Raw genomic sequence first — 24,624 nt, 5'->3', positions numbered from 1 at the left:
CACCGTAGCGGGACAGAGCACCCCGCGACAGATCGCGGCCGCCGCCCCCGACCTCGAAGCCACGAAGCGCAGATGAGCCTCGACGACCTCGACCAGCGCCATCCGCAACAGCAACCGACACCTAACCCCCCAGCATGCCCGCATGCCGACATGCTGGCATGCGAGAACCGGCTTTCGCCTCGTAAAATGGAGACCGAAGGAGGTGCCACCATGGCCAGCCCCAACCAGCCTCGGAATCCCCCACACACTCCCGACGAGTTCATTGCCTTCGCCGACGGAGCCCTCGGCGCAGCCGGCCACGAGGTCACCGATCCCGCCGTTCGTGCCCTGAACGCGAAGGTCGCTCGCGGTGAGATCACCGCCGATGAAGCCGCGGCGCAGATCCGGGAGCACTACGGCGCGTGAAGCCGACACGGCCACGTTGCTAGGCAGTCGCAGCTAGTTCACCCCCCAGAGTCGACGACAATCACGATGGACGCCGGGCTCACTGGCAGGAAACCCACATCACCTGTCATCGATGCGGGACCACAGCAAGCCCGCGACCCAGCAATACAGAATGCCAGCGCGCCAGCGTGACACTTTGCCAGCACGCCAGCATGCCCGTATGCTGGCCGACATGACCACTATCGCCGTAGTGAACCTCAAGGGCGGCGCCGGCAAGACGACCGCCTCCATGCTCATCGCCACGCAACTGACCTTGCTGGGCCACACCGTGACGCTCCTGGACATGGATAGCCAGGGATCCGCGAGCGACTGGGCCCGAATCGCCGAGGAGGACGGCACGCCGCTCCCCTTCGAGGTCCGACCCGCCAACCACGTCACCCTCCGCAGCTACAAGGAGGGCACCGACTTCACACTCATCGACACGCCCCCCACCGACCCGGGCGCCGTCGACGTGGCGGTGAAGGTCGCCGACGTCGTCGTCATCCCCGCCCCTCCCGGCGACATGGACATCGACCGCACCTGGGACACGATCAACGTGACGGCATCACTCGTCCCCACCTACGTCCTCCTCGCCCGCTTCGACAGGCGCAGCAAGGACGCCGAGAACTTCATTAGCCAGCTCGACGCCCGCGGAGTCGCCCGCTTCGAGACGATCATCCCCGCCAGCCTCCCCATCGGCCGCATCCGCGGAACCGTCCCCAAGCCCCACAAGTGGGGCTACGACAACGTCACGACCGAGCTCCTGGAGGTGCTCTGACCATGGCCACCAAGCCCTCCGAGCGCTACGCGCCGCGCCCCCGACCCAACACCCCCTCGACCGGCAGCGCGAAGGACGCCTTCATCGAGCCGGCCCCAGCCGACGAGATGAGCAAGCTGACCATCCGCCTCCTGAAGTCCATGCACAAGGACGTCAAGGCCGCCGCCCTCCGCGACGACGTGAGCGTCCAGGACTGGATCCAGGACGCCATCACCCAGAAGCTCGCCCGCAAGTAGGCAACCCAGCTCCCCAACATGCTGGCACGCCAGCGTGCCAGCCTCCGAGCGAAGGATCGCCCCCGCCCCGTGCCGGCACCGGCAGGGGAGGGGTTGGCATCTCGCGTTGACAGCTCGCCAGCACGCCAGCACGCTGGCAATCTCGAGGAGGAGTCTCATGGACCGTCACGCACGCATCCCACGTCGCCCCACGAGCACGCGGCCGCTCCGAGCACCTCGGTACAGTGACGAGCGTCTCTGTAACCGGCCAGGGGGATCCACGTGGCACGCCGCACTCGCCAGCCGAGCGACAACCAGCTCGCGCTCGACTTCGACGCCCTCTGGGCCGAACCCGAGTCCAGCCGTCTCGAGGAGGACACCGATGAACAAGTACGGGCAGATGTTGCGGCGCCAGTGGGAGATCGCGAGCCCACAGCTGGTCGAGAGCCTGAGCGATCCGACGGAGCACTTCTCGACGATGGGAGCACAGGTCGAAGCGGAAGTGCTCGAGTTGCTTCCGACGATGGAGGGGACGGACCCCGCGGGGGAGACGTACCTGCAGAAGGTCGCACGCCTGCAGGCAGCCCGAGCGACCGCCGAGGAGACCGTCCTGGCGCAGTACCAGCCCCCGAGCGACAGTCCGGAGCCGGACGAGCCGGAGGACTGGGACGAGATGAGCCACGACGACCAGGAGACCTGGATCAGGGCGAACGTCCCGGCGGGGGAGCATCAGCAGGAGATGCTGACCGACCTCGAAGCACGCCGGACCAGCAGGATGATCGGCCTGGGAGCGGGGAACGACCCAGCAGCCTGGGAGGACTGAGCGCCCCCTCGTTCCACCCCAACACGCAGGACGACCTCGCCCCCTCCGGAGCCCACGCCCGGTTCGCCGCGAACATGGCCGCCCTGCGCACCCTCGCCGACCTCCGCGAGAGTGGCGAGCCGGCCACCGCCGCCCAGCAGGCCGTGATCGCCCGCTACGGGTCCTGGGGGGCGGTCCCCGAGGTGTTCGACAACCGCCGCCACGACTGGCACGAGCACCGCATCGAACTACGCGAGGCCCTGGGCGAGACCGGCTACGAGGCAGCACGCCTCACCACCATCAACGCCCACTTCACCGACCCAGCGATCGCCGCCCCCATGTGGCACGCCCTCGAGAACCTCGGATTCACCGACGGACGCGTCCTCGAGCCCGGTTCTGGCATGGGCACCTTCATCGGCCTCGCCCCCGCCGGCGCCCGCATGACCGGCGTCGAGCTGGACCCCACCACCGCCGAGCTCGCCTCCCACCTCTACCCGCAGGCAGAGATCCGCGCCGAGGGCTTCGAGAACACCCGCATCCCCAACGACACGTTCGACGCCGCCATCGGCAACGTCCCCTTCGGCGACATCAAGCTCTACGACAAGTCGCACAACGCCGGCGAACACTCGATCCACAACCACTTCATCATCAAGTCCCTGGACCTCGTGCGACCCGGGGGAGTGGCCGCCTTCGTCACCAGCGCCTACACGATGGACGCGCAGAACCCCGCCGCCCGCCGCGACATGCACGCCCGCGCCGACCTCATCGGCGCCGTCCGCCTGCCCAACAGCGCCCACAAGCGTGCCGCCGGCACCGAGGTCCTCACCGACGTGCTCCTGTTCCGCAAGCGCCACGAGAACGACGCCCCCCGCGACGACACCTGGCTCCGCACCAGCACCCAGGACGTCCCCGTCCTCCGCGCCGGCACCGCCACCGCCAACGACGGCACCTTCACCCTCCGCACCAACGACTACTTCCTCCAGAACCCCGACCAGGTCCTCGGCGAGTTCGTGGGCACCCACGGCGTGCGCGGATCCATCCAGCTCGGCGTGCAACAGCGCAGCTGGGAACCCCTCGGCGTCCCGCTCACCGCGGCCCTGGACCGGGTCACCGGGCAGGCTCTCCAGCGGGGCCTGGGCATGAGCTCGCCCGAGCCGACCATCCAGACCCTCGACCTCTCCGCCCCCGCACCCTCCGCCACGGAGCCCCAGCCCACCGCCGGCCCGACAACGGCAGCCGCACCCACCCCGGCGCCGGCCCCCGAGTCGATCCGCTGGGACGGGCACGTCGCCACCGCCGGCGACGACTTCGTCCAGTACATCGACGGGCAGCCCCAGCCGCTCCAGGTCCCCAAGAACCCCGCCGCGCGCCGCGAGCTGCGCGCCCTCCTCGAGCTCCGCGACCAGGGCACCGCCCTGCTCCAGATGGAGAACAGCCAGCGCGGCGACACCCCCGAGATCACCGCCCAGCGCGACCACCTCCGCACGTCCTGGCAGAACTACCTCGACACCTACGGCCCCATCAACCGCTACACGGAGTCCTGGCGCACCTCCAGCACCGGCAAGGACTTCATGGTGCCGCTCTACCCGGCAGCCGCGAAGGCCTTCCGCAACGACCCGTTCGCCCCGTTCGTCTCCGCCCTCGAACGCTTCGACCCCGAGACCCAGACAGCACGCCCTGCCGACCTCCTCGAGCACCGCGCCGTCACCCCACGCCACACCCCCCAAGGCGCCGACACCATCGAGGACGCTCTCAGCATCACCCTGGACACCAGCAGCCGCGTCGACCTCGACCAGATCGCCGCCCTCCGCGACCTCACCCCCGAGGAAGCACGCACCGAACTGGGCACCCTCGTCTACGACGACCCCGCCACCGACACTCTCGTCCCCGCCGCCGAGTACCTCTCCGGCCACGTCCGCCAGAAGCTCCGCGCCGCCGAGGCAGCAGCCGATACCGACCCCGAGCGCTACAGCGTCAACGTCACCGCCCTCCAGGCCGTCATCCCCGCCCCCCTGACCTCCGCCGACATCGAGCCCCAGATCGGCGCCGTCTGGATCCCCGCCACTGACCACGAGCAGTTCATCACCGAACTACTCGGCGCCCGACCCGGGCAGATCACCGTAGAGACCACCGGCGACGGCACCTGGCTCAGCAAGCAGAGCGGCGTTAGCGCCATGACCAGCGCCAACACCACCTGGGGCACGCGCCGCCGCAATGCCCTGGACCTGTTCGTCGCCATGGCAGAACAGCGCCCCATCACCGTCTACGACACCAACGAGGACGACGGCAGCCGCATCCTCAACCCCACCGAGACCGCCGCCGCGAACGAGAAGGCCGACGCCCTGCGCCAGCGCTTCGCCGAATGGATCTGGGAAGACCCCGACCGCGCCGATCGCCTCGCCCAGAACTACAACGAGTCCTTCAACTCCCTCGTCCTGCGCGACTACTCCGACGCCGGCCAGCACCTCACCTTCCCCGGCATGTCCGAGCTGTGGAAAAACCGCGTCAAGGACCACCAGCGCGCCGCCGTCGCCCGCATGATCAACGAACCCGCCGTCGGCCTGTTCCACCAGGTCGGCGCCGGAAAGACCGCCGAGATGGTCATCGGCTCCATGGAGCTCAAGCGCCTCGGCCTCGTCAGCAAGCCCGCCATCGTCGTCCCCAACCACATGCTTGAGCAGTTCTCCCGCGAGTTCATGGAGATCTACCCCCGCGCCATGCTCCTCGCCGCCAGCAAGGACGACCTCAAGACCGACAAGCGCCGCGCCTTCATCGCCAAGATCGCCAGCAACGACTGGGACTGCGTCGTCATGACCCGCGGCGCGTTCCAGAAGCTCGACCTCACCCCCGAGCACAAGGCCGCCTTCATCCGCGAAGAGACCACCGAGCTCCGCGCCGCCGCCGAAGCAGCCAACGCCAGCGGCAGCGACCTCTCGGTCAAGGAGATCGAGAAGAAGATCAAGCGCGCCGAGGAGAACCTCAAGAAGACCATCGACACCCCCGTCGACCCCGGCATCAGCTTCGAGGACACCGGCATCGACTACCTGTGCATCGACGAAGCCCACGACTACAAGAACCTCGAGACCGCCTCGAACATCCGCGGCGCCGCCGTCCAAGGCTCCGACCGCGCGATGAACCTGAAGATGAAGATCGACCACCTGCGCTCCATCCACGGAGAGCGCGTGGCCACCTTCGCCACCGGCACCCCCATCGCCAACTCCGTCTCCGAGGCGTACATCATGCAGCGCTACCTGCGCCCCGACCTCCTCGAGGCCGCAGGCGTGCGCTCCTTCGACAGCTGGGCCGCGACCTTCGGCAAGACCGTCATGAGCGTCGAGATGGCCCCCGAGGGCAACAAGTTCCGCACCGTCCAGCGGTTCAGCCAGTTCCAGAACGTCCCCGAGCTGCTGCGCATGATGCACACCTACGCCGACGTGAAGCTCGCCGACGACCTCGACCTCCCCACCCCCGACCTCCGCATCCGCCCCGACGGCCACCGCGGACCGGAGATGGAGATGGTCCCCGCCTCCCAGGCCACCCTGGAGTACATCCAGGACCTCGGAGCGCGCGCAGACGCCGTCCGCAAGGGCCTCGTGCAGCCCACCGAGGACAACATGCTCAAGATCAGCTCCGACGGCCGCAAGGCAGCCCTCAGCCCCGAGCTCGTCGGCCTCGAGGACCCCGCCGCCGGCGCCGGAAAGGTCGCCCGCGCCGCCGAGTCCATCGCCACCACCTACCACCGCACCAAGGACACCGACTACGAGACCGACGCCGGCGGCACCAGCCCCGGCGCCCTCCAGATCGTGTTCGCCGACCTCCACGCCGCCTCCGACAGCGACTACGACGCCTACAGCGACCTCCGCCAGCGCCTCATCGACGGGGGAGTGCCCCCCGAGAAGATCCGCTTCATGCAGGAAGCCAAGAACGACCGCGACAAGGCCTCCCTGTTCGCCGACGCCCGCAACGGCGACGTCGCGGTCCTCATCGGCTCCACCCAGACCATGGGCACCGGCACCAACGTCCAACGTCGCGCGATCGCCCTCCACCACCTCGACTGCCCCTGGCGCCCCGCCGACGTCGAACAGCGCGAAGGCCGCATCATCCGCCAGGGCAACGCCAACCCCGAGGTGTCCGTGCACCGCTGGGCCACCCAGAAGTCCTTCGACGCCTACATGTGGCAGACCGTCGAACGGAAGAGCAACTTCATCAACCAGATCATGCGCGGCACCCTCGACATGCGCACCATCGAGGACATCGGCCAGAACTCCCTGGACTACGCCGAGATCACCGCCCTCGCCGCCGACAACCCCCTCCTCATCGAGAAGACCAAGCTCACCACCGAACTCCAGCGCCTCAACCGCCTCGAGCGCGCCCACGGCAACGAACAGCAGAACCTCCGCATCCGCATCCCCCAGATGCGCGACGGCATCGAGACCATGCGCACCAACGCCCACACCCTCGCCCAGATCGCCACCCACACCCAGGACATCAGCGGCGAGAAGTTCACGATGGACCTCCACGGCCAGACCTACACCGAGCGCGCCAAGGCCGGCGAAGCGATCGCCCACTGGGCCCGCGGGACGAACTTTCGATCCCAGTTCCAGAGCGACACCGACCTTGGACAGATCGGCAGCCTCGCCGGTCACCCCATCCACGCCACCGTCATTTCCACCGCCACCAGCGGCCAGCCACCCCACAACCCTCTCGTGCACCTCCACGTCCCCGGCACCCTCGAGAACCACGCCGTCAAGCTCACCGCCAGCGAACTCGCCACCACCGACCACCGAGTCATCACCAGCCTCGAAGCCAAGATCACCGCCATCGGACGCGACGCCGCCGGCTTCCAGAAGCAGCTCCCCCTCCGCGAGACCGAGCTCGCCGAAGCCGAAGCCAACCTCGGCCAACCCTTCAAGCACGCCCACCTCCTCACCCTCACCCGCGAACAGATCGCCGACGTCGACAAGCGCATCGCCGCCCGCGACGACGACCGCACCCCCGACGAACCCACAGGCCCCCGCCTCGACGAACACCCCACCACCCAGCACGCCACCACCCCAACACGCCAGCCAGCCAGCACGCCAGCACGCCAGCACTGGCGAACCCCCACCCCCGTGGCCGAGGGTGACCGCGGACGCTGACGACCCGAGGCTCATGAAGAACGGGAGGGGCTGGGCGCGTGCCTGCCGTACCCGACTTGGCGGCAGGTTGTCCCAGCATCACCGCGCGACCCAGCGACCGGGAGGATCGTGGTCCAGCCCCACCCACCACATGACCACAAGAGAAGGTTTAGAGGGGATACACTGCAAGGGTGGGGGATCCACCCTGCATGAGATCAAGGAGGCTGGGATGAGCGAGATCAAGGTGACGGCAGCCCGCTGGGACCGGGGGTGGGAGCTCTCCATCCCCGGCGCCGCCGGCCCCGTCACCCAGGTCCGCACGCTCGACAAGGCCGCACAGCAGATCATCGACTACCTCGACACCGTCGACCCCGACGTCGACCACTCCACCTGGACGATCACCGTCACCCCCGACGACGACGAGGCAGCCGCAGCGATCCAGCGCACGCGCGAAGCCACGCGCGCCGCCGCCGAAGCCCAGAAGCGCGCCGCCCACGAGACCCGCACCCTCGTCGCCGAACTCGACGCCGCCGACTACCTCGGTGCCGACATCGCCGGACTCCTCGGCATCACACGAGGCCGCGTATCCCAGCTCCTCGCCGAGGCTCGCGCCGAAGCGTAGGCACGCCCCGCGAGGGCGCCCTCACTCCGCGCGGAGACTCCCACTCCCGCGCCGCTTTAGACCCCCTTGACTCAAAGGATTTAGGAGGGCTAAACTCTAAGCATGAAGACGATCCACACAGCACCCCTCGAGCCACCGACCGCTCCCCCTTCCGAGATCCCCGCGTACCGGCGCTACAGCCGCATGGCCCTCGCTGACGCCCGCGCCGCCTTCGCGCGCAACGACCCCGCCACGGCCCGCACCGCCCTCGCCGACGCGCGAGTCCTGATCCGCGAACTCCTCGCCCACAGCCCCGAGGACGGCAACCTGCACATCGCCTACAACGCGACCAACACGGCGGCGTTCCTCGTGGAGCCGATCTTCACCCAGTACACCGCCCTCGCCCTGCAGAAGCTCGCCTAAGCGATCACGAAGGAGATAGGCCATGGCTGACCTGTTCGACGTCCTGGACCTCATGCTCGCCGACGAGCACTCCGCCGGATCCGCACCCCGGCACTTCCACACCAGCACTCGCTGGAGCCTCGAGGAAGTGCTCAACGCCTACGAGCTCGAACTGAAGCGCGCCGACCTCGACGAAGGAACCCTGGGGATCAGCCGCCGCTCGCACATGTGGCACGTCATCTGGCGGAGCACCCCCCGCGGCGCCCACCCGATCGAGGTCATCTGCGCCGACCTCCGATGCGACCACCACGGCGCCGGCTGCGAGTGCATCGGCAGCCTGGTCTACCGCGCCTGGTGCGGACAGTGCCGCACCTGGAGCGCCGTCCACGACTCCGAACGCCGCGCCGTCGAAGAGATGCACGACCACTGCTGGCCCGGCTGGCGCACACTCCCTCTCGGAGCCGACACCGACCGCCCCGAGCACTGGACCCAGCCCGGCGCCCCCATCCTCACGCCCCGCACCCAGCACGCCACCCGCCCCGTCCAGAGCCGCAGCCCCTACGGCGGATACGACCTTCCCGACCCCGCCGCCGCCTGACCCCACCTCACGAAAGGCCCGTCATGCCCTACAGCGAACTGCTCCGGGACGCCACCGGCAAGATCGCCCGGTACCGCCCCTGGGCCTCCAATGAGGGAACCCAGGGACGCCCGGAGGTGCCCGAGCGCCCGCACCCCGACGAGATCCTCCGCGTTCGCTTCAGCGGCTTCGGCATCCCGCACGCGAGCCGGCGCCCGCTCAGCGAGACCATCGACTACTACGCCGCCCACCCCGACTCCGAGGGGGAGCCGATCTCCGGTGACGAGGTCGCCCGCTTCCGGCACTTCCAGTGCGGGGACCCCGACCCGGACCCCGAGACCGCATGCCGAGGCCCTGAGCACTGCCCGGCAGCCCCGCACAGGCCCGGCACTGGCTGGGTCCGCGGCGCGCAGTACCGCGACATCGCCCACGTGCTCTACCCCGGCGGCACCGTCCCCGTCCGGGTGAAGGGGGCAGGGCCGGCCCTCGAAGTGGATGAGCAGCCCGTGCAGCTCGACCTCCTCGACTACCTCAACGCCACCGCCTGATCCCGACCACGACACGGAAGGTCCCCATGAACACGCGACGCGACACCGACGACACCCTCGAGATCGGCACTATCACCCTCCGCGAGGGGCAGAGTGACGACGAGATCATCGCCGCCCTCGAGCACCTCTCCTTCGCCTACTCCCCGCTCACGGGCCTCTGCGGGGGCGAGCTCGGGATGCTCGCCCGAGACATCCGCGCCGGACGCACCACGATCCCCGGACGCTCCCGGTACAAGGCCCTCGACCTGATCTTCGCCGCACTCGCCAATGGCCGGGTGCGCCATGCCGAGCTCACCTCGTACCTCCGCAAGGAGATGGCCCTCTCGATGTGTCGACGATTGGGGCCTGTCGTGCTGGCGCTCATCGGCACGATCCTCCTGTACTTCTTCGGCCTGCCCCTGCTCGAGCAGCTGGCCGGCGATGCCGGGAACTCCGGCGTCGAGGCGCCGCCTTTCCAGGAATGGATGGTGTCGCACGGGCAGGCAGCGTTCAGAAAGCTCATCGCAGGCTTTGCCCTCGGGGCCGTCTTCCTCGCCGTCGTCATCAGCCTGGTCGCGACCTACCGGATCGTGTCGGTGCGATGAGCGATGTCGGAGAGGGAAGGGACAATGCCGTCATGACTCGTTCGGACACGCCCGTCGCTCGCGACCACCGCATCATCCGAGTGTTGATCGGCTTGCTGGCCCTCGCTTTCCTGGCCTACGGGATCTACTGCGCCAGCGGCGCGCACGTCGCCGACGCCGTGGCGGCGATCCTGGTCGCGGGTCTCTGCGTGTCCGCGATCGTCATCCTCAGCGAACACCCCGTCCGGTCGCGCGCCGCACAGAAGCGCATCACCCGCCTGTTCCTCATCGTCGGCGTCCCTCTCGTCCTGATCGCGCAGATCATCGCGGCGATCCTCTAGTCGACGTTTGGGGCGACCCGTGACGAACGATCACCTCGGACGAGAGCCACGCCGCAACCAACAAGCACCAACCAGAGGAAGGGTTCTCCGATGAACCTCGACAGTCTGCGTGAGCGCAGCTACTCCGGCCCGACCGCACGAGCCTGGGGGCACGACATGCGGCCAGTAGGCCGTGACGATGTGGTGGTCGTGGTCCCCGGGACTCCCCGCTTCTATGCGCACCGACTTGCCATTGCTGATCTTGATGCAGGGCCGGCCGCGGGACCGCTGGGGATCATTCCCGGGGCCGTGCTGGGCTGGCTTGCAGGCTCTCTCATGCAGCAGTCGGTGGGCCTGTATGCCACGGTCGGCGCGCTCCTCGGGTGGGTGCTGTTCGCTCTGACGCTGTCCATTGTGGGCGGCGCTCTGATCCGGCCCCGGCTGGGGCTGCCGCAAGGCGCGCCGCTGGTGCTGGTCGCCCATCCGTCACGAGAGCTGAACGCCGACCAGGGGCACCTGCTGATGCTCATGGACGAGGCATCCGATCACTTTGTGCGGGCGCAGATAGATGACCGCGCCTTCACGAGTGCGATCGCTCAGACGATTCCCGCACTGCGCCCCCGGACTACTCCGGCCACCGTTGACGCGGCACGCGCGGCTCTTGTGCGGTTGCTGGACGAAAGCCGATGAGTCCCACAGAGGACCCCCGCTCGGTGCCTTTCGCGAATACATGAGGGACGGGAGGGCGAGCTGACGGACCACCCCACGTAGTGCAGCAGCAGAGGAAGGGCCGGCCCCTGAGGGTCGGCCCTTCCTGTCACTCCCGCCGATGCCGGCCCGCCCGTCGACCGGGCGGGCGCCCCGGACGCGCAGCCAGCGTCTCCACCAGGCGCAGCACTGCCGCTGCCAGACCCAGCACCGCCGTCACCAGCCCCATGCCCATGACCAGCGCCTCCGTGATCGCTCCACTCACCTCCTCCCGCCGCCGCGGACCGGCACCCTACCCCCGTCGACCGACGCGCCAGCCGCCCTCGAGTGAGGGCTCACCCCACCCGCAGTGTCTCGAGAACTACCGGGCTGTATTGTTCGAGACAGGTTGACGAAAGGACCCGCATGGCCGCCTATGCCGACTGGCTCGGACACGTACTCGACAAGCTCACCGAGTCCCAGCGCGCGCAGTTCACGCTCGCCGCCGACGCCTACTACGAGCAGCCCCACATCGCCTCGCGCGACGACATGGACACTGCCGCGAACCAGGCCGACGACGACGCCGCGCTCGGCGCGATCCTGCAGCACATCCTCCGGGAGGGATCACTCGCCGCGGCCGCCGGCGAAGCCCGCGACGCCGACCACGTGCTGACCGGCTGGGTGCGCGGAATGGCCGCCCTCGGCATGAGCGAAACGCGCATCTCGGAGGAGACGCGCCTCGCCCGCGCCACCGTTCGCCGCCGCCTCGGCAAGCGCTGAGCCCCGGTCCGCCATGACCACCATCGGATTCCTCCTCCTCGTGGCGGGAGCCGGCGCCCTGGTCGTCAACGGCGCCGCATGGCTCGACGCCTCCCGGAACGGGACCCGCTCCTGGCACCGCAGTCCCGTACGTCGCAGCCTCGTCTTCACCGGCACCGCCGCCGTCGCAGTCGGTACCGTGCTGGTCTGGACCGCACTGCTCTCCTGACCCCCGCCCCGAGAAGAGGCCCTCATGTCCAACAAGATCCCCGTCGGCTCCCCAGTCCGCCTGCGCTCAGACGGCGGCAATGGCGGCCCCGTATGCATCGTCATCGGCGTGTCCTCCGATCCCGACTCCCCGGGTTATCAGCTCGGCGTGGTGGAGCCGCAATCCTCCGGTGAGGGTGTCGGCATCAGGCCACTCCGCGATGACTTCTTCGGACCCGACACATTCGAGGTCCTGCAGGTTCTCTCCTCTGTGGGGCTCTCGCCCTCGAGCGCCGAGGAAGAGGGTGACACGACTGATTCCGCGGAAACGCAGGTGCTTGAGGCGCAGAAGAAGCGATGGGGGAAGGCCGACCGCTATCTCCAGGGTCTGGGGTTACCGGGGGTCAAGGGCAACGCTGAGAAGCGTGCAGCGCTACATGCGTGGAACGGGCACGATGTCGCAACCGGCGTCCCGTTGGTGACCGCCATGGTCGGAGCTCTTGGAACCCTTGCGGGAGGTGGACTAGCCGCCGACGGGTTCCTTGCGGGGGGTGAACTAGCCGCCGGCGGGTTCCTTGCGGGAGGTGGACTAGCCGTCGGCGGGATCATTGCCGTTCTGGGCGCGACTCTCATTTCCCTCATTCGTTGGGACGATGGTCGACGTGTGATGGCCGAGGCAGTGCTGAAGGTGCGGGACAGTCCTCGCCCGTCGCTCAGGGGTGGGGAAGGTAGTGCCAAGTCATCCACGAGCATCGGCTCCGGCGCGGAGGCAGAGGGTGGGCTGATGCCTGTCTGGAGCAACGAGCCGCCCAGGGAGCTGACGCCCGAGGAGGTGGAGAGCATTCTGGCGCAGCCGGGAGCGATCCAGCCCCGCCGCGAGGCGGCGGACGCCGATCCGGAGTAGTTCCCTGAGCATGGGCCGTCCCCGCTTGATGGGGGGCGGGCCGGCGGCGTGCCCTAGGTGGTCTTCACGCCCTTCTTTCCGGAGTGCTTCGCCGCATCCCGCCGCTCTTCTATGGCTTCGAGAGCAGCCTCGACCTTCGCTCGGGCTCGCCGCCAGCTCTCTTCACGGCCCGGAGGGGCCTCCCAGAACTCGCTCGGACCGTGGCCCGACTTCAGGCGGGCCTGACTCTCCCACGGCTCCCAACCCTCGAGGATGTCGCAGATCTCGGCGCCCCATCGCAAGACCAGCTCGATGAGCTGGTGATGCCCGGACGCCGGGATGCTTCGGTCATGCTCCCAGTCCCTGAGCGTCCGCGGCGTGATGTGGAGCAGGACCGCGAGCTCCTCCTGGGTGCAGCCAAGCATGCGGCGGCGTGCAGCGATGTGTTCGCCCAGCGTCTTCGTACTGTCGTCGCTCTCGGACAATCCAATCCCTCTCTCCATATGCACGGTGCGGACGGCGGCGCTACCACACGCACGCCGCCCGCGGCCCCCGGGGGGAATCCAGAAACCTTCTCCGGGGACGGGGACACCTTGACATGAGGGCGGCGAACCACTTCCGGTGCCCCATTGGGGTATACCCCAACGCAACACCCGGAGCGAACTGCAGCCACGGTTCTCAATAGGGTGTGCGGTGCCGGATTTGCGACACATCTGTAGCGCTCCCCAGGTCGCCCACCTCACTGCGACACAATCACCTCATGCCCACCACGCAGCGCGTCGCCTACGTCCGAGTCTCCTCCGCCGGCCAGAACCTCGACCGGCAGCTCGAGGCGATCGGCCACGCGGACAAGACCTATCGCGAGTACCAGTCCGCCGCGACCGCCTCCGCACGCCCGCAGCTCCGCGAGGCTCTGGACTACGTGCGCGAGGGAGACACGCTCGCAGTCGCCTCGATCGACAGGCTCGCCCGCTCCCTGCGCGACATGCTCGAGATCATGGAGGAGCTCGAGCAGAAGGGCGTCAGCGTCGAGTTCGTATCCCAGGGCCTCACGATCCGGCCCGACGGCGGCGACCTCACCACGCGCCTGATCCTGCACATCATCACCGCGGTGGCCCAGTCCGAGCGCGAGATGATCCGCGAGCGCCAGTCCGAAGGCATCGCGATCGCCAAAGCCCGCGGCATCTACAAGGGCAGGACTCGAACCCACGATGACGCCGCGATCCAGGCCATGCGTGACCAGGCAGCCCAAGGCATCCCGAAAGCACATATCGCACGTGAGCACGGAATCAGCCGATCCACGCTGTACCGGTACCTCAGCGAGTAGATCCGCCCAGTACGCTCATCCCATCTGAACGGTATGAGGGGGATGCGTGGCCAAGTCGCTGTCACTGAACGAGATCCGACGGCGCGGCGCGCAGTTCGCCATCGAGTGGCGAGACAGTCCCGGCGACGAGCGCCAGAGCGGGCAGTCCTTCATCCGTGACCTACTACAGGTCTACGGCATCACGGCAACCAAGGCGGCGCTCTACGAGAAGCGAGCCAAACGGTCCTCGACCGGCGGACGTGGGTACATCGACGCACTCGTGCCCGGCCTTTGCGCCATTGAGATGAAGTCGACGGGCAAGGACCTCGAGGCCGCCGTTGCACAGGCTCTGGACTACCTCGACGACCTCCCCGACGCCGAGACGCCGCGATTCGTCATCGCCAGCGACTTCAGTCGATTCCGCGTCCTGGACATCGAAGCTCCCGAGGGGGAGGATACGCGCGACTTCACTCTCGACGAGTTGCCGGCGAACATCGACGCCCTCGCCTTCCTTGCCGGCTACCAGAAGATGGCTTTCGGTGATCGCGAGCAGGAGATCGCATCCGTCAAGGCCGCGCGCATCATGGCCGACCTGTACGAAGCGCTCTCGGACTCTGGGTACGACGACCATGAAGCGTCAGTGTTCCTCGTCCGCGTCCTCTTCTGCCTGTACGCCGATGACGCTGGCGTGTGGGAGCGAGACCTGTTCTACGAGTTCCTCGAGCGCCGCACCAACGACGACGGCAGCGACCTCGGCCCCCAGCTGGCCATGCTGTTCCAGGCCATGAACCGCGAGGCAGGCCGACGTCAACGGAACCTCGACGACCTCATCGCTCGCTTCCCCTACGTCAACGGCGGCATCTTCGCCGAACACGCCGACATCCCCTCCTTCGACAAGGGCATGCGCGACCTCCTACTCCAGGCGTGCGCGTTCAACTGGTCCCAGATCAGCCCCGCGATCTTCGGGTCGCTGTTCCAAGCCGTCAAGGACGCCAAGGCCCGCCGCGAGCTCGGCGAGCACTACACGACCGAAACCAACATCCTCAAGACCATCCAGCCCCTCTTCCTCGACGAACTGCGCGCACGGTTCGCCGAGAGCCTGCATGACGCCACCAAGCTCAAGCGCCTCCGCTCCGACCTCGGCCAGCTTCGCGTCATGGACCCCGCCTGCGGATGCGGGAACTTCCTCGTCGTCGCCTACCGCGAACTACGTTTACTCGACCTCCAGATCCTCGAGCGCCTCCAAGCGCTCGGCGACACCAGTTGGCAATCGCCCACGGCCTTCTTCCTCAAAGAAGATCTGCCCGTCACCATCGACCACTTCGCAGGCATCGAGATCGAGGAGTGGCCAGCTCGCATCGCCTCCACTGCGCTGCACCTGGTCGATCACCAGGCCAACCAGGCGATGGAACTCGCCCTCGGGCAAGCCCCAGACCCTCTTCCCCTGGACAAGATCGAATCCATCCACGTCACCAACGCGCTGCGCACCGACTGGACGCGGATCATCCCCCCATCACCTCAAGTCGTGATCGTCGGAAACCCCCCGTTCGTGGGCCACAAGACCAAATCCGTGGACCAGACCGGAGACCTCAAAACCGTGTGGGCAACCCTCTACGACGGGTACCTGGACTACGTGACCGGCTGGTACAAGAAGGCCGCCGACTACTTCGAATACACCCGCGGTGGGCGCTTCGCGTTCGTCTCTACCAACTCCATCGCCCAAGGCCAGCCCGTCGCCGCTCTGTTTAAGCCGCTGTTCGATGCTGGCTGGCGGATCCGCTTCGCGCACCAGACCTTCGCCTGGACCTCCGAGGCACCCGACGCTGCCGCCGTCCACTGCGTCATCATGGGCTTCGACAAACGCGAGAAGACCCCAGCAGCCCTCTACGTCTACGACACTCCCAAGGGGCAACCGCAGCAGCGGCCAGCCCAGAACATCAACCCCTACCTCCTGGATGCCCCCACTTTCTACGTCCAGAAACGCTCGACGCCCCTCAGCCGCGAGTTGCCGCGTGTGCAGTACGGCTCCATGCCAAACGACGGCGGACACCTCCTGGTGGACGAGCCGACCTACACAGAACTCCAGGAAGACGCAGTTGCGCAACACTACTTGCGACGATTCATTGGCGCCCGTGAACTCCTTCATGACTCACCGCGGTGGTGTCTGTGGATGGAAGATCTCAACCCGCAGGACCTATCTCGATCGACATACATCCGCGAACGCATCGCCGCAGTCAAGGTCTATCGAGAAGGATCCAGGCGCGCCGCGACTCACAAGTTAGCCTCGACACCTGCCCTCTTTGGAGAACGCCGACAGCCAGACGTCCCGTATATCTGCATCCCCGCGCACTTCTCCGAAACCCGCCGCTACGCGACCGTGCAACACTTCGATCCTGACGTGATCGCAGGTAACGCGAACTTCACAGCTGAGGACCCCAGTGGCTATCTGTTCGCGATCATCAGCAGTTCCATGTTCCTCGCATGGCAGCGGGCCGTTGGGGGGACTCTTGAATCGCGTCTCCGCTTCTCGGCGACGGTGGTGTGGAACAACCTGCCACTCCCTGAAGTCTCCGAGGACGTGCGCCAGAAGATCATCGACGCGGGTCACGGTGTCCTTGAGGCGCGTGCGCTGCACCCCGAACGATCCCTCGCCGAGCACTACAACCCACTGGCCATGCAGCCGGCACTCATCAAGGCACACGACGACCTCGACCGTGTCGTCGACAAGGCCTTCGGCGCACGAAAGGCTCTCCACACCGAGGAAGAACGCCAGCAGATCCTCTTCAAGCGCTACGCCGAGCTCACCGGAGTCACCGCCTAGTCAGGATGTTCGCGGCTGGACCACAGTCCCTCCGGTCGCTGGGTCGCGCGTTGATGCTGGGACAACCTGCCGCCGAGTCGGGTACGGCAGGCACGCGCCCAGCCCCTCCCGTTCTTCCCTGGCCATGGGCGGGCTGCATGTCTGCCGCGAGATCTAGGGTCGGTGCCGTGGAGAAGGTGATCGAGGAGTACGGGGGGATGCGGCTGATCCCGCCGTTGGTGCGCTCTGCCGAGGGCTGGGCTGAGCAGCGCCCGCGGGAGTGCGCGTGCGGGAGCCGGCGCTTCCTGGTGGGGTGGATGGCGTGCTCGTGTCGCACGGACACGCTCGGTCCTGGGCACCGGACGTGGGAGTGCCGGGAGTGCGGCCGGCGGGAGTTGCTGGGGTGCCTCGAGCTGCCCGAGCTAGGCCCGCTGGATGAGTACGGATGCTCGCAACGTTGATCTGCGGTGCATCGACGGGTCAGCCCCGCTGGAGTTTGAGCCACCAGTCGTCGTCACCGCTGAGCCTGGGTGTCGGCGAGCCCGTGGGAGATGGCTGCGGCGGCGGTCTGGTATGCGGCGCGGGTGGCGGGCTTGAGTGCGTCGAAGTCGATCTCGTCGCCGGCGTCGAGGATGGGGTCGAAGGGGATGGGGAGGATGGCGCGGACGCGGTTCTCGAACTTCGCGGCGATCGCGCGGGCGTCGCCGTGCTGGGTGGCGGAGTCGTGGAGGAGGACGACGGCGTTCTTGACGAGGTCCCCGTAGCCCCAGCCGATGAAGAGGTCGAGCATGAGCTCGGCGGCGTAGGCGCCGTCTTCGCCGGGGGAGACGGGGACGACGAGCTGGTCGGTGGCGGCGAGGGCCGCCTTGAAGTGGCTGACCTCGTGGTTGTTGCCGGTGTCCACGAAGATCAGGGAGTGGAAGCGGCCGACGATCTCGTGGACAGTGCGGAAGGCGTCGCCGTCGACCTGGTCCTGCTTCCTGCGGGACTCGTCGGAGGCGAGCACTGAGAACTTGTTGTCTCCCTGGCCGCGGGTGTAGCGGGTGAGGGTGGTGCGCTTGGAGCCCTCGACGGTGGTGAAGTCCTGCGCGGCCTCCTCGAGGAAGTCGACGACGGACCGGTTGTGGCGGTCCTTGAGAGCGCGGAAGCCCATGGTCCCGCGGGTCTCGTTGGCGTCCCAGGCGATGACGTCACCACCTCGGATGCGACCGGCGGCTGCGGCGAGGCAGAGGATGTCCGTGGTCTTGCCGACGCCGCCCTTGTCGTTCGCGGCGGTCACGGTCTTGGACTCGTCGTAGCTGGTCTGGATGATCGCCCGCTCAGCACGTTCCTTCTCGGCAGCGGCGCGTTCGCGGGCGGCTCGACGGGTCTCCTGCACGGCCTCCTCCTGAGCGAGCTGCTCGTCGGCCAGGCGCTCGCGCTCCTCGCGGGCGATGTCCTCGCGGAGGGTCTCGCGGCGCTGCGCGAGCTCGGTGTCGGTGGGGGCGAGCTTGAGGCCCATGCCGTTGAGGGCTCCGCGGAATCCCTGGGTGGCGGGCTGCTGAGAGATGTCGGCCCAGCGAGGGTCGGCCTCTGCGGTCGGCTGTGACTCCTCCGCCTGAGCGATCGGGGCGGACGGTGCGGGAGAGGGCACGCCGCTCCCCCGCGCCTCCATGGTCGTCACGCTTGCCTGCGAGACGGCGATCTCTTCGAGCACGGGAGCCCATTCGGCGGGGCTACCCGCTGTCGGCTCACTGTCTGCGGCGTCCGACTGGTCCTGGGTCCATGGCGGGTTCGTCACGGCGGGGGTCAGGGGGGTCTGGGCCGGCTGGGTGATGCTGCCATCCACGGCGACCTGAAGGTGCCTGCTACCTCCGGGCTCATGCACCTGCACGTTCACCGGCGCGGCGGTGCGGGCGGCATGGCGCTTGACCTGTCTCATCGCGACGGCCTTGGCGGCCGGGACCCCGGCGGCGCTGATCGGGGATGTTGCGCCGTCGATCGTGATGGTGCCGCTGCCGTTGGACTGAATGGTGATGGTGGCGGTGCTCATGGCTCTTCTCCTACTGATTCAGGTTCGTGGTCAGGTGGTCTTGGGGGTGAGATCGTCGGCGCGGCCCGTTGTCGCGATCTGCTGGCGGGCGGCGGCGATGTAGTCACGAGCGGTGCGGAGCTCGTGATTGTCGTCGTCGATGAGGGCTCCACTCCGGGCTTCCTCGGCGACGGCGAGTGTCAGCTCTCGCGCCGTCGACCAGACACTCTCGGAGACTTTCTCCTGCTCCCAGGAGTAGGAGAGGGCATCCAGGGACTGCACCAGGCGGGCGATCGCGTCGTCCTCGCCGAGCTCGATCTCGCGCCAGGTGTGGCCTGCTGCAGCGAGGTCGGCATCGGCCTGCTCCGCGAGTCCGCGGTAGCGGAGGATGCCGACGATCCCGGCGGCGATCGCCAGGGCTACCAGCAGTAGCGCGGCGAGCAGTGACGCGATCGGGTGGAGGACTGTCCCCAGGAGCAGGGCGCCGACGATGAGGACGGCCGCGAAGGGCAGTCCGAAGGCATCGGTGATCCGCCCGCGGCGGAGGTTCCGGGCGTGGCGCCACGTCCCCGAGCTGAGAATCTCTGGAGTCAGACCCTTGCTGGTGAGGATCGCGATGTGCCGCTCTGTGTTCTGCACGGAGAGGGTGCGGCGGGATTTGCGGGTGCTGACCATGGTGGTCTCGATCCGGCCCCAGGGTCGGTACCAGCCGTTGCCGCGCGCGGGGTAGCCCAGCGCCAGTGCGGGGCCGTAGGTGAGGTCGTTCTTCCTTGCTCGGGCGGTAGGGGCGCCGAGTCGGACGAAGGCGCTGCCAGCGGCGGTGAGCCGTTCGAGAATGGCCATGATTCCCTCCCTGTGGTTGTAACCAGAAGTGGTTACGTGGTCGTGTGGTTGTCAGCTGTTGGTGGCGTCGACGGCAGTCCAGCTGCCTGCGTCGTCGCGGGAGAGAGTGACGGTGAGGGTTGTCCACTGGGCCAGCGGGTCACCGTCGATCTGCCAGGGGACGGTGACGGTGGCTGTGAGGTTGCCGTTCTCGTCGGTGGCGAGTTGGACGTCGTGGACGTTGCCCATGGTGATGCGCTTGTCGGAGCCGGCTCCGCGGGGGATCTTCACGGCTTCCTTGGGATCGGTGAAGGCGTCGGCGATCTGGGCAGTGCGAGCCTCGTCGGTGAGTCCGCCGGGCTGCGCGAGGACGGTGGCGAGGACCGGCTGCAGCGCGGCTGAGATCTCACGGTCGCTGATGCTGGACAAGGGGAGCGCAGTACCTTCGGGCGGATCGGTGAAGTCGATGTAGTCGACCTGCCAGGGGGAGGCGTCGGTGATGGCGCCTTCGTCATCCTCGGCGATCTGAACGAGGTGGATCTTGGCGATGGTGTCCCCGCCGCTCAGGACCGGCACGGTTGAGCTCTGGGGATCGCCGACGGTGGTGCCGGCAAGGCTGCGGGCGAAGTCGCGGTCGCTGGTGACGAGGGAGGCGAGCAGCTCTGGGGTGGCCACCGGGGTGAGCGCTTCGACCCAGGCCTGATCATCGGAGTCGCTGGTGTAGGCGGCGAGGAAGTCAGCGGCGTCCTGCTGGATGCCCGGCTCGAGAGCATCGGAGGAGGAGGCGGTGCCGCCTCCCTCCGTCGGCGTCGCCGCGTCCGCGGGGGGCGTGGTGGCGCTCGGGGTGGTGGCGGTGGGCGGCGTGGTCGCGGCGCCGAGGGGGCCACCTCCGCCGCTGAGGGCGGAGCTGATGAGCGCGGCGACGACGATGCCGACGATGACTGCGCCGGCGAGGGCGCCGAGCAGGTAGAGGCGAGATCGTAGCGACATGGGTCGTTCTCTTTCCGAGGGGTGCGGGGTCAGCCGATGAAGGGGATGTTGCGCTGGTCGGCGCGGGTGATGATCCACTCGAGGTGCCAAAACTCCTCGTCGTGGAACGCTGCGCCGTTGGAGATGCCGTGGGACCAGTACGACTCCCACGCAGAGCTGGAGGCCTTGCAGGAACCGTCGTCGGTGGTGCCGGCGCAGTTGTTCCTGTTGTAGGAGCCGGGCAGGCCGCTGATGTCGATGGCGGAGCCCATCTGGTGGTTGCTGTAGCCGGGCTTGGCTGCGTTGCCGTTGGAGCCGCCGCGGGAGATGCGGACCTGAGACTCCCAGGAGCGGAAGCTCGAGCTGAACTGGGGGTCGTAGCCGTCGGCGCGGACTTCGCCGAGCCACCTGATGAAGTAGGGGGCGACGAGGCTGTTGACGACGACCTCTCCTCGAGCCTTTCCGTTGAGGGAGCCTTGTCGGCAGTCGGTTCCGGTGCAGACCGTCCCGGGGATGGAGCACAGGCGGATCGGGACCTTCTTGCCGTCGACGCCACCGACGCTGACGCCGAGGTCTGCAGTGCCATCGGGGCAGGCGACCTGTGCTGAGGGCTGCTTGAGCTGGGCCTGGGTGGGCAGTCCGTCGGGCGAGGCGGAGGGGAGGAGCTCGCCTGCGTCGCAGCCGATGGCGTTGTTGGTGAGGTCGTTGCTGGCCTCGGGGAGGGAGACGCCGGCGAGGGCAGCCATCATCACCCTCGCGTCGGCTTCATGCTTGGCGTAGGCCTCGGGGTATCCGGAGCCCTGCACGGCCTGGGCGGCTTGAGTGAGGGTCATGGACTCCCAGCCGGCGATGTCGGCCAGACCGGGCACATGGCTTCCGTTGGCGGCGTCGACGCCGTTGAAGAACGCCCGCGCCGCGTACGACGTGTCCGAGAGCTGCGCGACCGTCCCCCATCCTTGGGAGGGACGCTGCTGGAAGAGGCCGACGGAGTCTCGGTCACCTCCGGGGAGGTTGATGAGCTGGGACTCCTGCATCGCGGTCATGATGCCGATGAGCTGCGCTCGCTCTCCGAGTCCGGCCTCTTCTCCGGCCTGCATGATGATCGCGGCGTTCGTCATCTGCTCGCGGTTCTTTCCGCCGGCGCTTTCGGGGATCTTGGAGGGGTCCACCGCGAGCGAGGGGCTACCGGTTTCGACGCAGGTGCCGCCGGTGCCGCTGACCTGGCTGCCGGTGAGCACTGTGGAGACTCCGACGATGAGGACGGAGGGGACAGCGATCAGTGCCACGGCAGCCACCACGGCTGCGGCGAGCACGGCTGCGATCAGCTTCTTCACGAGGGGCCCTCTCGTCTCACTCTTGTTCGCGGTACTTCTGCAGGACGGTCTGCGCACCCTCCTCGATGAGCGCGGAGAACGTGGTGCCATGGGTGGCAGCACAGATGCGCAGAGCCTTTCGTGTCTCTACCGACATCCACACCGAGGTGTTGACCTTCTTCTCAGCAGCAGGGGGCGTCGGAGTGCGGAACGTGTCCGCAACGGAGGGGCGGTTGGTGGTGCGGCGGGCGTAGGGGTCTCTGGTCATGGCTGGAACTCCTTGAGCGTGAGGGGTGGAAGAAGAGGGGGTAGCGGCAGTCAGATCAGGCCCAGCTCGCGGGCGACGTTCTCGTAGCCGTAGGTCTCCCGGGGCAGGCGGCCGGTCTCGCGCTTGAAGCGAGTGGCCTTGTCGATGACCGTGTCCAGCAGCGGAGCACCCCCGTCCTTGAGAGCAGTCCACGCGTCGCGGAACTCGCGGGTGTTCCGCTCGGCGACAGTGATGAGCACCGCCGGGTCGGAGCCCATTGCGGCGTCGAGCGTGAGCCAGGTGCGACGGACATCCTCCGGCGACGCCTGCGTCGGGAGCAGGACACGGTCGGAGGTGTCAATGGCGGCCTGGACGATCGCAGCGTCTCCGGGAGGGGTGTCGATGATGACGTGGTCGACGCCGGCAGGGACAGTCCGGCGGACCGTGCGGGCGTTGACGGCGATGACGTCGAAGGGGAGTGCGGTCCCGCCCTCGGCGGCATCCTCAGCCCAGACGGTCGCCGATCCCTGCGTGTCCGCATCCCACACCTGGACGGTCAACCCAAGCTCGGCAAGGACAGCGGCGAGCATGATCGTTGATGCCGTCTTCGTCGCCCCGCCCTTGGTATTCGCGATGGACAGTTTCATGGTTGCCTCTCGTTCTGACCGCCATGCTGGGGTCACGTGGTCACGTGGTCACAGGGTCGCATGGTCACGTGGTTTTAGCTCGCTACCGGGCGACACGACGCAGGGATCGCGGCTTCTGATCGATGACGGCCTGGCCGAACGACTGTGGAGAACCCGTGCGGCGCGCGCGAGGCGGACAACGGTTGAAAAGTTCCGAGACTGCCTCTAGTGTTCCGGACATGAGCGCGAATGCAAGGTTGGCAGACCTACTGCTGAAAGATCACGGTGGCCTCTACGAGTGGTGCATGGACCAGCGCAAAGGGGTCAGCTCCAAGTCGTGGGACGCGGTCGCTGTAGAGCTGGCGGAGGCGACGGGCGGGCAGGTCAAGGTGGGTGGACGGATCGTGCGCAACTGGTGCGCGGCGATCGAGGCGGGAGAGAACCTATGAGCGAGGTAGTGGCCCCTGATGAGGGCGAGCCCGACGTTTGGGTTGCGGACAAGGATCAGGCCCGCGAGCTGGTCGACGAGATCAAGGAGCGCGGCGCCCGATTGGTTGAGCGGGCCGCTGAGCTCGAGCGGGACAAGGAGGACTTCGGGAGCCTGGTCGGATCCGCCTACCGCCATCGAGTGTGGGTCGCACTCGGATACGCCTCGTGGCATGAGCTGGTCCAGACCGAGTTCAGCGGAGCGCGGTTCTTCGACTCGATCACCGCCCGCCGGGCGAGGGTCGAGGCGCTCATCGTCGAGGGGCTCTCCACTCGCGCGATCGGCGATGTGCTGGGGATCAGTCACTCCACGGTGTACCGGGACGGCCTAGCAACTGTCTCAGATGAAACAGTTACTAGGGTGGCGGCACCCAGCGGCCCCTCCAAGATCGAGGCCGCGAGCAGCGCTCCGCTTGTCGACCTGGCGCCCTCTCCCAAGATGCAGGGGCTGGACGGGAAGGAGCGACAGCGGAAGCGGGCGACGCCGGCGGAGATGGCAGATCGTGCACTGCTGGTGGCACAGCGCCGCGCAGAGGGATGGACGCAGGAGGAGATCGCCGACTCGATCGGCGTCACTCAGAAGACGATCTCAAACGACGACCGGATGGTGCAGGGCTGGAAGACGGAGCTGTCCGCGTCCGAGGTGAAGCGGCTCGAGAAGGGCCAGCTCACCAGGGCGGAGCTGGCTGAGAGCGCGAACCTCGAGATCGTGGAGCGCGATCGGAAGCGCCTCGAGACGGGCGCTCGGAATGGTGCCCGCGCCCTGGCAGAGGGCTTGAAGTTCCTCAGCGAGTCGGTGGTCTACGCGGATGCGTGGCTCGAGGAGCGGACGGAGACGTCGGCGATCCTTGCACCGTCGCTGGCTAATGTGGCCGGCGAGGGGACGGAGTGGATGGCGCTCGAGTTCGACTACGAGAGCGTTCCGGATGAGGCGATGCAGCTCCTGCACGATGACCTCGGCCGCGCGGCGGAGTGGGCCCACCAGGCGCAGCTACGTCTTGTCAGTGCGGCGGAAGCGCACGGAGTGGATCTGGATCGGGAGTCGTACCGGGAAGACCTGACGCGAAAGGTCGAGGCGCGACAGGGGAGGCAGCGATGAGCCCCTGGACGAGGACGGCGTGGCCCCGGTGCAACGGGGCCACGCCGGATAGGCCGCTTTCAT

General features: G+C 67.9%; 26 protein-coding genes. 19 read left to right on the top strand and 7 right to left on the bottom strand.

From position 1 onward, the window contains the following. The first annotated feature begins 72 nt into the window (after positions 1-72). The 15 genes from ACYVAP_RS15860 to ACYVAP_RS15790 all read left to right on the top strand — a co-directional run bounded on the left by ACYVAP_RS15860 (position 73) and on the right by ACYVAP_RS15790 (position 12,903). A complete protein-coding gene (locus ACYVAP_RS15860; protein WP_498861466.1) occupies positions 73-405 on the top strand; it encodes an antitoxin VbhA family protein in 333 nt (110 codons plus the stop codon). A gap of 211 nt (positions 406-616) precedes the next feature. Then, complete coding sequence (locus ACYVAP_RS15855) at positions 617-1,201, top strand: AAA family ATPase (protein ID WP_498861465.1); 585 nt, start codon at positions 617-619, stop codon at positions 1,199-1,201. A 2-nt stretch (positions 1,202-1,203) separates the two neighbouring features. Then, entirely contained in the window at positions 1,204-1,437 is a 234-nt protein-coding gene (locus ACYVAP_RS15850; RefSeq protein WP_498861464.1) for a toxin-antitoxin system HicB family antitoxin, read from the top strand. A gap of 361 nt (positions 1,438-1,798) precedes the next feature. Then, positions 1,799-2,239: a TnpV protein gene (locus ACYVAP_RS15845; RefSeq protein ID WP_498861463.1), complete on the top strand. Its 441-nt coding sequence runs from the start codon at positions 1,799-1,801 to the stop codon at positions 2,237-2,239. A 74-nt stretch (positions 2,240-2,313) separates the two neighbouring features. Next, complete coding sequence (locus tag ACYVAP_RS15840) at positions 2,314-7,356, top strand: helicase-like domain-containing protein (RefSeq protein WP_498861462.1); 5,043 nt, start codon at positions 2,314-2,316, stop codon at positions 7,354-7,356. A 208-nt stretch (positions 7,357-7,564) separates the two neighbouring features. Next, complete coding sequence (locus ACYVAP_RS15835; protein WP_498861461.1) at positions 7,565-7,957, top strand: antitoxin HicB; 393 nt, start codon at positions 7,565-7,567, stop codon at positions 7,955-7,957. Positions 7,958-8,059: 102 nt separating this feature from the next. Then, positions 8,060-8,359 (top strand): hypothetical protein, encoded by a 300-nt coding sequence (locus ACYVAP_RS15830; protein WP_498861460.1) that lies wholly within the window; start codon positions 8,060-8,062, stop codon positions 8,357-8,359. 22 nt (positions 8,360-8,381) lie between these two features. Further along, on the top strand, positions 8,382-8,936 hold the full coding sequence (locus tag ACYVAP_RS15825; protein WP_498861459.1) for a DUF6349 family protein: 555 nt from the start codon (positions 8,382-8,384) through the stop codon (positions 8,934-8,936). Positions 8,937-8,959: 23 nt separating this feature from the next. Beyond that, the gene (locus ACYVAP_RS15820) at positions 8,960-9,463 is read left to right on the top strand and encodes a hypothetical protein (protein WP_498861458.1); all 504 of its coding nucleotides are present in this window, start codon (positions 8,960-8,962) and stop codon (positions 9,461-9,463) included. Positions 9,464-9,489: 26 nt separating this feature from the next. Then, positions 9,490-10,047 carry a hypothetical protein gene (locus ACYVAP_RS15815; RefSeq protein WP_498861457.1) on the top strand — a complete coding sequence of 186 codons (558 nt, stop codon included), beginning with the start codon at positions 9,490-9,492 and terminating at the stop codon, positions 10,045-10,047. A 32-nt stretch (positions 10,048-10,079) separates the two neighbouring features. After that, on the top strand, positions 10,080-10,367 hold the full coding sequence (locus ACYVAP_RS15810) for a hypothetical protein (protein ID WP_498861456.1): 288 nt from the start codon (positions 10,080-10,082) through the stop codon (positions 10,365-10,367). 90 nt (positions 10,368-10,457) lie between these two features. Then, positions 10,458-11,036, top strand: coding sequence for a hypothetical protein (locus tag ACYVAP_RS15805; protein WP_498861455.1), 579 nt, complete (start codon positions 10,458-10,460; stop codon positions 11,034-11,036). Between the two features lie 423 nt (positions 11,037-11,459). After that, positions 11,460-11,813, top strand: a complete 354-nt coding sequence (locus ACYVAP_RS15800; RefSeq protein WP_498861454.1) for a hypothetical protein — start codon at positions 11,460-11,462, stop codon at positions 11,811-11,813. A 13-nt stretch (positions 11,814-11,826) separates the two neighbouring features. Next, complete coding sequence (locus ACYVAP_RS15795; RefSeq protein ID WP_498861453.1) at positions 11,827-12,021, top strand: hypothetical protein; 195 nt, start codon at positions 11,827-11,829, stop codon at positions 12,019-12,021. A 24-nt stretch (positions 12,022-12,045) separates the two neighbouring features. Continuing rightward, positions 12,046-12,903 carry a hypothetical protein gene (locus tag ACYVAP_RS15790; protein ID WP_498861452.1) on the top strand — a complete coding sequence of 286 codons (858 nt, stop codon included), beginning with the start codon at positions 12,046-12,048 and terminating at the stop codon, positions 12,901-12,903. Between the two features lie 53 nt (positions 12,904-12,956). Here ACYVAP_RS15790 and ACYVAP_RS15785 read toward each other — a convergent pair whose 3' ends face one another. Next, positions 12,957-13,367: a helix-turn-helix domain-containing protein gene (locus tag ACYVAP_RS15785; protein ID WP_498861451.1), complete on the bottom strand. Its 411-nt coding sequence runs from the start codon at positions 13,365-13,367 to the stop codon at positions 12,957-12,959. A gap of 275 nt (positions 13,368-13,642) precedes the next feature. Here ACYVAP_RS15785 and ACYVAP_RS15780 point away from each other — a divergent pair, with 275 nt between their 5' ends. Continuing rightward, positions 13,643-14,209, top strand: a complete 567-nt coding sequence (locus tag ACYVAP_RS15780; protein WP_498861450.1) for a recombinase family protein — start codon at positions 13,643-13,645, stop codon at positions 14,207-14,209. 46 nt (positions 14,210-14,255) lie between these two features. Beyond that, the gene (locus ACYVAP_RS15775) at positions 14,256-17,009 is read left to right on the top strand and encodes a DNA methyltransferase (protein ID WP_498861449.1); all 2,754 of its coding nucleotides are present in this window, start codon (positions 14,256-14,258) and stop codon (positions 17,007-17,009) included. A 493-nt stretch (positions 17,010-17,502) separates the two neighbouring features. Here the strand turns inward: ACYVAP_RS15775 and ACYVAP_RS15770 are convergent, their stop codons facing one another. The 6 genes from ACYVAP_RS15770 to ACYVAP_RS15745 are packed head-to-tail and all read right to left on the bottom strand — an operon-like array spanning position 17,503 to position 22,997. Further along, the gene (locus ACYVAP_RS15770; protein ID WP_498861448.1) at positions 17,503-19,020 is read right to left on the bottom strand and encodes a MinD/ParA family ATP-binding protein; all 1,518 of its coding nucleotides are present in this window, start codon (positions 19,018-19,020) and stop codon (positions 17,503-17,505) included. A 30-nt stretch (positions 19,021-19,050) separates the two neighbouring features. Further along, a complete protein-coding gene (locus tag ACYVAP_RS15765) occupies positions 19,051-19,842 on the bottom strand; it encodes a hypothetical protein (RefSeq protein WP_498861447.1) in 792 nt (263 codons plus the stop codon). Positions 19,843-19,893: 51 nt separating this feature from the next. Further along, positions 19,894-20,811, bottom strand: a complete 918-nt coding sequence (locus tag ACYVAP_RS15760; RefSeq protein WP_498861446.1) for a hypothetical protein — start codon at positions 20,809-20,811, stop codon at positions 19,894-19,896. 29 nt (positions 20,812-20,840) lie between these two features. Next, positions 20,841-22,124, bottom strand: coding sequence for a D-alanyl-D-alanine carboxypeptidase family protein (locus ACYVAP_RS15755; protein ID WP_498861445.1), 1,284 nt, complete (start codon positions 22,122-22,124; stop codon positions 20,841-20,843). Positions 22,125-22,140: 16 nt separating this feature from the next. After that, positions 22,141-22,371 carry a ribbon-helix-helix domain-containing protein gene (locus tag ACYVAP_RS15750; RefSeq protein WP_498861444.1) on the bottom strand — a complete coding sequence of 77 codons (231 nt, stop codon included), beginning with the start codon at positions 22,369-22,371 and terminating at the stop codon, positions 22,141-22,143. A 50-nt stretch (positions 22,372-22,421) separates the two neighbouring features. Continuing rightward, complete coding sequence (locus tag ACYVAP_RS15745; RefSeq protein ID WP_498861443.1) at positions 22,422-22,997, bottom strand: ParA family partition ATPase; 576 nt, start codon at positions 22,995-22,997, stop codon at positions 22,422-22,424. A 218-nt stretch (positions 22,998-23,215) separates the two neighbouring features. Between ACYVAP_RS15745 and ACYVAP_RS15740 the strand changes: the two genes are divergently transcribed. Both ACYVAP_RS15740 and ACYVAP_RS15735 read left to right on the top strand, forming a co-directional pair. Then, entirely contained in the window at positions 23,216-23,425 is a 210-nt protein-coding gene (locus tag ACYVAP_RS15740; protein WP_498861442.1) for a hypothetical protein, read from the top strand. Then, complete coding sequence (locus ACYVAP_RS15735) at positions 23,422-24,561, top strand: hypothetical protein (RefSeq protein ID WP_498861441.1); 1,140 nt, start codon at positions 23,422-23,424, stop codon at positions 24,559-24,561. Before ACYVAP_RS15740 ends, ACYVAP_RS15735 begins: the two co-directional genes overlap by 4 nt. The last annotated feature ends 63 nt before the right edge of the window (positions 24,562-24,624 follow it).

The sequence above is a fragment of the Brachybacterium horti genome (genome assembly GCF_054777615.1).
This window is presented reverse-complemented; position numbering and strand designations above follow the sequence as displayed.